This window comes from Synechococcus sp. OH2 (assembly GCF_047462155.1).
In the GTDB taxonomy this organism is placed as follows: domain Bacteria; phylum Cyanobacteriota; class Cyanobacteriia; order Thermostichales; family Thermostichaceae; genus Thermostichus.
The window spans coordinates 1-6745 of the sequence record NZ_JANSIR010000067.1 but is presented as its reverse complement, the minus strand read 5'-3'; the positions used below and the strand labels follow the sequence as shown (position 1 = coordinate 6745).

General features: G+C 59.2%; 6 protein-coding genes. 5 read left to right on the top strand and 1 reads right to left on the bottom strand.

The annotated features are described in order from the left end of the window. Positions 1-170: HTH domain-containing protein (locus NW835_RS05585; protein ID WP_414414773.1), on the bottom strand; the 170-nt coding region annotated here is incomplete at its 3' end. Positions 171-332: 162 nt separating this feature from the next. Between NW835_RS05585 and sufB the strand changes: the two genes are divergently transcribed. The 5 genes from sufB to NW835_RS05560 all read left to right on the top strand — a co-directional run bounded on the left by sufB (position 333) and on the right by NW835_RS05560 (position 6645). Beyond that, positions 333-1769 carry a Fe-S cluster assembly protein SufB gene (gene sufB / locus NW835_RS05580; RefSeq protein WP_414372335.1) on the top strand — a complete coding sequence of 479 codons (1437 nt, stop codon included), beginning with the start codon at positions 333-335 and terminating at the stop codon, positions 1767-1769. 123 nt (positions 1770-1892) lie between these two features. Continuing rightward, on the top strand, positions 1893-2666 hold the full coding sequence (gene sufC, locus NW835_RS05575) for a Fe-S cluster assembly ATPase SufC (protein WP_414414740.1): 774 nt from the start codon (positions 1893-1895) through the stop codon (positions 2664-2666). Continuing rightward, positions 2663-3970 (top strand): Fe-S cluster assembly protein SufD, encoded by a 1308-nt coding sequence (sufD, locus tag NW835_RS05570; protein ID WP_414414739.1) that lies wholly within the window; start codon positions 2663-2665, stop codon positions 3968-3970. Before sufC ends, sufD begins: the two co-directional genes overlap by 4 nt. Positions 3971-4656: 686 nt before the next feature. Continuing rightward, on the top strand, positions 4657-5109 hold the full coding sequence (locus NW835_RS05565; RefSeq protein ID WP_414364014.1) for an AbrB family transcriptional regulator: 453 nt from the start codon (positions 4657-4659) through the stop codon (positions 5107-5109). 135 nt (positions 5110-5244) lie between these two features. Beyond that, entirely contained in the window at positions 5245-6645 is a 1401-nt protein-coding gene (locus NW835_RS05560) for a 1-acyl-sn-glycerol-3-phosphate acyltransferase (RefSeq protein WP_414414738.1), read from the top strand. Positions 6646-6745: the final 100 nt, after the last annotated feature.

Here is a 6745-nt window from a genome sequence, read left to right as displayed (position 1 = left end):
TCTGCCTCCAGATCCTTGAGGTGGCGGCGAATGGCCTGGGGAGAAATGCCCAAGTGCTCTGCCAGAGTCTGGGCGGTGGCCTGCCCCGTCTTGCGTAGGTAGATCAAGATAGCCTGCTTGCTGGAAACGGGTTGCGTGAACGGATCGGTGATCTTGCGCGCGCTCTCCACCCTCGCCCTCCTGGTTAGACTGGGTTTACTCGGCTGCCGCTGCCAGCACCGCTACTTTGACAAGGGGATCATTGCTAAAGTAACCTGAGGATTAGTTAAGCAACAACCATGTTGTTTTAATTGGCCATCTGTTTTGCCCCTGTCCCTAACCGAGAGCCATCCATGTCTACGAGCGTCCGCACCCTAATTAGCCAGCCCTACAAGTACGGCTTTGTTACCGACATCGCCTCTGAGTCCATCGGCAAAGGCTTAAATGAGGACATCATTCGGCAAATCTGGGCCAAGAAGGGGGAGCCGGACTTTATGCTGGAGTTCCGGCTGCGGGCCTACCGCCAGTGGCTGAAGATGAGCGAGCCCACCTGGCCGAATGTGACCTACCCGCCCATCGACTACCAGAACATCGTTTACTACTCCGCTCCCAAGGTAAAGGAGAAGAAAAAGAGCCTCGACGAAGTGGATCCCGTGCTGCTGGAAACCTTTGAGAAGCTGGGGATCCCTCTGTCGGAGCAGAAGCGGCTGGCCAATGTGGCGGTGGACGCCATTTTCGACAGCGTCTCGGTGGCCACCACCTTCCGGGAAAAGCTGGCCAAGGAAGGGATCATTTTCTGCTCCATGTCGGAGGCGCTACGGGAGTACCCAGACTTGGTGCGCAAGTACCTGGGCACGGTGGTACCCATTGCCGACAACTACTACGCGGCGCTGAACTCGGCAGTGTTTAGCGATGGCTCCTTTGTCTATGTGCCCAAAGGGGTGCGCTGCCCGATGGAGCTGTCCACCTATTTCCGCATTAACAACGGCGAGTCGGGCCAGTTTGAGCGCACCCTGATCATTGCTGACGAGGGATCCTACGTCAGCTACCTGGAAGGCTGCACGGCCCCCATGTTCGACACCAACCAACTGCACGCGGCGGTGGTGGAGCTGATTGCCCTGGACAATGCCGAGATCAAGTACTCGACGGTGCAGAACTGGTATGCCGGCGACGAAAACGGCAAGGGCGGCATCTACAACTTCGTGACCAAACGCGGCCTCTGTCAGGGGGCCAACTCCAAGATCTCCTGGACGCAGGTGGAGACCGGCTCGGCCATCACCTGGAAATATCCGAGCTGCGTGCTGGTGGGGGAAAACTCGGTGGGCGAGTTCTACTCAGTGGCCCTGACCAACCACTACCAGCAGGCCGATACCGGCACCAAGATGATCCACATAGGCCGCAACACCCGCAGCAGAATTATCTCCAAAGGCATCTCGGCGGGGCATTCCAAAAACAGCTATCGCGGCCTGGTGAAAATTGGGCCCAAGGCAGAAGGCGCCCGCAACTTTTCCCAGTGTGATTCCATGTTGATTGGGGATCAGTGCAGCGCCAACACCTTCCCCTACATTGAAGTGCAAAACAACACTGCCAAAGTAGAGCACGAAGCTTCCACTTCCAAAATCGGAGAAGAGCAACTGTTCTACTTCCAGTCGCGCGGCATTTCTGTAGAAGACGCCGTCTCCATGATCATCAGCGGCTTCTGCCGAGAGGTGTTCAACCAATTGCCGATGGAGTTTGCCGTCGAGGCGGATCGGCTGCTGAGCCTGAAGCTAGAGGGATCCGTTGGCTAGATCCCTGGCGAGCGGCTATGCTCGTTGCCAATTGCCGAGCAGCCTGGCGCAGCTCCACCTTGGGGGCGGCGCTGAAGGGGTAGGTCTGTCCGCCAATACTTCGACCCAAGACGAACTGCTGACATGATCCGGGAAAACAGCCCTGTCATTTTATCTATCCGCGATCTCACGGCTGAGATCGACGGTACCCCTATCCTCAAAGGGGTGAACCTGGAAATCCGGGCCGGCGAGATCCACGCCATCATGGGGCCCAATGGCTCCGGGAAAAGCACCTTCTCCAAGATCTTGGCCGGCCACCCCGACTACCGGGTAACAGGGGGCGAGATCCTCTATCTGGGCAAGGATCTCTTGGCAATGGAGCCGGAGGAGCGGGCCTGGGCCGGGATCTTCTTGGCCTTTCAATACCCCATCGAGATTCCGGGGGTGAGCAACTTGGACTTCTTGCGCGCCGCCTACAACGCCCGGCAGAAATATCGGGATCAGCCGGAAATGGATCCCCTCGATTTTGACGACTTGGTGCGGGAAAAACTGAGCATTGTCAAGATGGATCCCGCTTTTTTGGAGCGCTCCGTTAACGAAGGGTTTTCCGGCGGCGAGAAAAAGCGCAACGAGATCCTGCAGATGGCGGTGCTGGAGCCGACGCTGGCTATCTTAGACGAGACGGACTCCGGCCTGGATATCGACGCGCTGCGCGTCGTTGCGCAGGGCATTAACCAACTGGCCGGCCCTGAGAAGGCCATGCTCCTCATTACCCACTACCAGCGCCTGCTGGAGTATGTAACCCCCGACTATGTGCATGTGATGGAAGGGGGGCGCATCGTCCTCAGCGGCGATAAGACTTTGGCGCTGGAGCTGGAAGAGCGGGGCTATGACTGGCTCAAGGAGGAGGTGGGATGAGCGCTGCGGTGCCCAAGTCCTCGGTTCGAGAAAGCGACGCCAGCGGTTTTGGCCGTCCCTTTCTGGAGCACATCCTCCGCCAAATCCCAGAGGTGGAAGATCCCCATACCACCCTGAGACAGCAGGCCCGCGCCCAACTGGCGGAACTGGGGATCCCCACCCCCCGCGAGGAAGACTGGAAATACAGCGACCTCTCGCCGCTAGTGGCCCACACCTTTCGCCTGGCCGGCCCTGGACAGGCAACGCTAGAGAAGGCCGTGCTGGATCCCTGGCTGTGGCCGGAGAGCCGTCACAGCTATGTGGTGTTCGTCAACGGCTACTTTGCTCCCCACCTTTCTGACTTGAGCGGCCTGCCCTCAGCCCTGCGAATTGCTCCCCTAAGCCAGTCGGCTCCTGGATGGTTGCAAACCATCGCCAAGCTCGACGTCTTCAGCGCCCTCAACACCGCCCATCTAGGCGATGGGATCCAGATTGAGCTGCCACCCCAGCAGGAGGTTTTGCCGCCCTTGCACCTGCTCTGGATAACCGTGGCCTCTGAAGGAGAGGCGGTTTTGGCCCAGCCCCGCTGTCTGGTGGCTTTGCAGGCCCACAGCTCCCTCACCCTGATTGAAGATCACCTCTCCTGGGGGGCCGGGATCCCCTTTGGCAACGCCGTTACCGAGATTGCCCTAGCTGAAGGATCCCGTCTACACCATGTGATCCTGCAGCGGCAGGGATCCCAGGCTTTTCACATCAACCAAACTGCTGTGCGCCAGGGCCGCCACAGCCACTACCGGCTACAGGCCATCCAGTGGGGATCCCAATTTTCCCGCCACAACCTGGAGCTTGCCCAGGTAGAACCCCAGGCCTACACCCACCTGCAGGGACTGACCCTGCTGAAGGGATCCCAGCACAGCGACACCCACTCCCGCCTGGTGCATCAAGCGCCCCACGGCAGCAGCCGCCAATTGCACAAGTGCATCGTGGACGAGGCGGCCCGTGCGGTCTTCAGCGGGCGCATTTTGGTGAGCCAAGCAGCTCAACTGACAGACGCCGCCCAGACCAACCGCAATCTGCTGTTGAGCCCCAAGGCGCGGGTGGATACGCAGCCACAGTTGGAGATCTTTGCCGACAACGTCAAATGTGCCCACGGGGCCACCGTCAGCCAACTGGAGGCCGAAGAAATCTTCTATTTGCAAAGCCGCGGCATTCCCCAGGCCCAGGCCAGGCAACTCCTCACCTATGCTTTTGCAGCCGAGATTCTCGAAGGGATCCCTTTGGCCCAGCTTCCTTCCCAGGTGGCCCAGCGCTTGGGATCCGGCTGAGTTGTCCCTCCCATTTTGCCCCAGCCCTTACTGCCATCAGCCAGTCTTGAAATGGCTGCTAGCGGCCTGCGTCGCCCGCGCCCGTCGAACGGCGGGACAAACGCCCGTGGCGTCGTCGGCTCCCGCTGAGAAGCCCGAAGTCCCTTACCGGCCCTGCGGGTGATGGCATTGGGCCGTAGGCTTGCTTTGGCTATTTTTCCGGCTCGTTGTGCAACACAACATCACAGCCCCTTTTGCTGAAGTTTGGAGAAGCCGTCTTGGGGGTTTAGGACGGCAGAGGGGTGGAAACTGGAGAAACAGATCTAGTCTGGTTGGCGCGACTTTATCATCGCCAATCCTGACCTGGCCCACTGCTTCAAGCAAGTCTCTTCCCCCGATCCTGCGGATCCCTCTGGCCTCTCCGCCGAAGCACCCAGGGCGCCGAAGAGCCATACCGATTCTCCAGCCTTTGTCGCCATCAAAGCAAAAGCTACAGCCCCCCTCCGCACTTGAGTCTCTGCTGCCCCCCTCACCTTTTACCACGGAAAGAACACCGATTGAACGCCTATTGAGAAGAGCCTTTCTCCCTTAGAGAACCACTTCAAGTAGTAGGAGAAAAATGTGACCTCGAAAAGAGCCCCCAACTTTTGGTTGCAGAAGTACGCCAGGAGGTTATGATCCTGGAGAGGACTGTAGGGCATCAGAAAATGTTGGATATACCACCACAACCTTTAACCGGGAAGGCTCTCCTGCAGAAGGTAGAAGCGTTGAGCCATCTTCCGCGCCGCGAGACGGCAAAGCGCTGTGGCTACGTAACCATGACCAAGACCAACAAGCTCCGCGTCAACTTAAATGAGTTTTATGATGCGGTGCTGGCGGCAAAAGGTCTGAGCCTCAGTCCAACTTCCAGCCGTGACAAGCGCGGCCGCGAGCCAACCTTTCGCGTGAGCGTTCACAAGAATGGTCAGATCATCATCGGGTCCGCTTACACCGAAAAAATGAATCTCAAGCCCGGCGATGAGTTTGAGATTCAGTTGGGCTATAAGCACATTCACCTCAAGCAAGTACTCAACGGCCAGGTGATGGAGGACTCAACCTCGAACGAAGAAGCTGCCCCCAAAAAGACGCGGAGCCGCAGGAAAAAAACAACAGGAGCTTGAACCTCTTCTGGAGTTGGGCAAGGGAATCCAGTTGAGAAACTGTCACTGCAGGGCTTTCTCTCCTCCAAACCCTCCATAAGATGGGATCCGAAGCGTGGGTTTATTGACTTGCCAACCCTAGATCTGAAGATCCCTATGTACCAGACTGTTCAACCTCCTCTCAAATTTCTGCCGCCGCGATTGACGCCTTGGGTGGTTCGTTTGGCGCAGGCGGGTTTGCCCTTCTGGTTGCGCTGGGCCAAAGGGATCCCGCGCGTTGAGGTAGATGGGGGCGAGCGTTTGGCTCAGCTTTATCAGCAATTCGAGGCAGGCAAGATTCGCCTGTTGGTAGCCTTTCGCCACCCCACCCTTGACGATCCCCCCTGCCTGATGTACTTGTTTTCCCATCTTCTGCCTCAGGTGGCTCGACAACAGGGGATCCGCCTGCGGCAGCGGCCCCACGTTTTGTTTGTCTACGCCCGCGGCCTGCCACTATGGCTGGGCTTCATTGGCCGCTGGGGGCTTCCCCGGCTGGGCGGGATCCCGATTTTGCGGGGCCGTCTGGATCGGGCAGGGCTGAAGAGCTCTCGCGAGCAGTTGGTCTCAGGCCAGTACCCACTGGCGGTGGCTCCAGAGGGGACGATCAACGGCATGAGTGGGCTGCTCAACCCGCTGGAGCCGGGGGTGGCGCAAATGAGTTTTTGGGCGGTGGAGGATCTGCATAAGGCGGGGCGCCCGGAGGAGGTGCTGATCTTGCCGGTGGGCCTCCGCTACTCCTATTTGAGGGATCCCAGTGCGGCCCTGGACAGGTTGCTCCGCCGTATGGAGGCCGATTGCAAGCTCCCGGCCACGCGCTCGGCACATGTCGGCAAGGGGTTTCTGATGGCCCGCTTGCTTCGCCTGGCCGAGCATTTGATTCAGGTTATGGAGCATTTTTACGAGCGCTTCTACGCCCCCGCCCTGCCCTCTGCCGCTCGGGTCAACCTCAAAGAGGGAGAAGGTCTGTGGGCACGTCTGCAAAGCCTATCGGATCTGGCCCTGCGCGTGGCCGAGCAGCACTTTGGCCTGCAGCCCCAGGGGAACTTGATCGAGCGGCGGCATCGCATCGAACAGGCAGGCTGGGCCTGGATCTACCGGGAAGATATCCCTGATATTGCTGCGCTTTCGGCTTTGGAGAAGGGGCTGGCCAATCGCGTTGCCTCGGAGGCCAGCTTCCACCTCTGGCACATGCGCCTAGTGGAGACCCTGATGGTGTTTGCCGTGCGTCCCCTGCCGGAGCAGCCCGGCCTGGAGGAACTGGCCGAAACTGCCCTGCGGCTGTGGAACCTGTTGGTCTGGATCAAAGGCAAAAACGCCGTCGGCGCTGCCCCTCCCAGATTGGGGCCGCGGCTGGCCCGTTTCAGCATCGGGGATCCCCTCTCGGTTTCAGAGCGCTGGCCCGCCTATCAGGCCAACCGCCGGCAGGCCGTACAAGCTCTAACCCAGGATTTGCAAGCGGAGATGGAGCGGCTGCTGCAAGGGATCCCACGCTCGCCTGCGGCCATGGCCGTCGGTTGAGATCTGGGTTGGTTGGCCTTGTCGAAGGGAGCGGGAAGGCCTGTGCCGAAACTGATACAGCCTGTTAATTTAAAATAGGGTACAGGTTTTAAGAGGAAGG

Bases quoted from the DNA above. Each gene is read 5' to 3' on its own strand.
- sufB (WP_414372335.1), top strand. From the start codon at position 333: ATGTCTACGAGCGTCCGCACCCTAATTAGCCAGCCCTACAAGTACGGC.
- sufC (WP_414414740.1), top strand. From the start codon at position 1,893: ATGATCCGGGAAAACAGCCCTGTCATTTTATCTATCCGCGATCTCACG.
- sufD (WP_414414739.1), top strand. From the start codon at position 2,663: ATGAGCGCTGCGGTGCCCAAGTCCTCGGTTCGAGAAAGCGACGCCAGC.
- NW835_RS05565 (WP_414364014.1), top strand. From the start codon at position 4,657: ATGTTGGATATACCACCACAACCTTTAACCGGGAAGGCTCTCCTGCAG.
- NW835_RS05560 (WP_414414738.1), top strand. From the start codon at position 5,245: ATGTACCAGACTGTTCAACCTCCTCTCAAATTTCTGCCGCCGCGATTG.